Source organism: Moorena sp. SIO4A1, assembly GCF_010672065.1.
Lineage (GTDB): Bacteria > Cyanobacteriota > Cyanobacteriia > Cyanobacteriales > Coleofasciculaceae > Moorena.
In genome coordinates this window covers 1-1,136 of sequence record NZ_JAAHHX010000956.1, presented here as the reverse complement: position 1 = coordinate 1,136, position 1,136 = coordinate 1, and the positions used below count along the sequence as shown (strand labels likewise).

At 44.0% G+C, this 1,136-nt stretch carries 1 protein-coding gene; it reads left to right on the top strand.

Annotated elements, in window-relative coordinates:
• Positions 1-131 precede the first annotated feature (131 nt).
• The gene (locus tag F6K53_RS44425) at positions 132-956 is read left to right on the top strand and encodes a phosphate ABC transporter ATP-binding protein (protein WP_293087314.1); all 825 of its coding nucleotides are present in this window, start codon (positions 132-134) and stop codon (positions 954-956) included.
• Positions 957-1,136: the final 180 nt, after the last annotated feature.

Below are 1,136 nucleotides of genomic sequence, written 5' to 3'. Positions count from 1 at the left end.
TAATGCCTATGCCTCGGCTGTGATATTAGTTATAGTTATCCTGTTGATCAATACCACAGCGATTTACCTAGGGAAGCAATGGCATGATCGCAGTCTTCAGGAGTAAAAATGTATCATAACTAACATAATAAATGAGTCAGTTTTCATCCCAGGCAAAACCAGTCATCTCTGCTTCTATCAACAACTGGGGCAATCCTTGTTTATCCACGGATCGGCTCAGTTTATACTATGGTTCGAAACAGGCACTAGAGGATATTACCCTGTCAATTACCCAGGGTTCTATCACTGCCTTAATTGGCCCATCTGGTTGTGGCAAGACCAGCTTTTTGTATTGTCTCAATCGCTTAATCGATCTGATCCCCAACTGCCTAGTTTATGGTAATGTTTGGTTGGGTGATTCCAATATTCTTCACCCTAAAACTGATACTATCGCTCTCCGCCGTCGGATTGGGACGGTTTTGCAGAAACCAAATCCTTTCCCATTCTCAATCTGGAAAAATATTGCTTTTCCGTTGAAGGAGCATGGTATTACAGACCGTCGGAAAATTAATGGAATTGTTGAGAGGGTGCTTAGAAATGTTAAGCTCTGGGACGAAGTCAAAGATAGGCTGACAGCCTCAGCATTGCGCCTCTCTGGAGGCCAAAAACAACGTCTTTGCATCGCCCGTACCCTCGCTTTGGCTCCAGAAATTATTTTGATGGATGAGCCTTGTAGTGCCCTAGACCCCATTTCTAGTGGGGTTGTGGAAGACTTGATTGCTAGTTTGCGGGGGAAATACACTGTGGTGATTGTCACCCACAACCTGGCTCAAGCTCGACGGATTGCAGACTATGTAGGATTATTTTGGGTTCAGTCTGGCTGTGGACGCTTAATTGAATTTGGCCCAGTCGAGCAAATCTTCCAGAATCCCCAACATTCCATTACAGCAGAATACATCAATGGTCAGCGTGGATAAGGGAATCCTACCACATACTAAGAATCCCAAACGCTAATGGTAAAACAAATGAACCAAAATTTACAGCTATCCACAGACAACTACTATTCCCAGCCCCGGGAGCAAGGTAAAAGTATTTACACTATCTGGGAAGAAGGAAAAGCCTATAAAGACTCGATCACACCGACAATTTACGACACC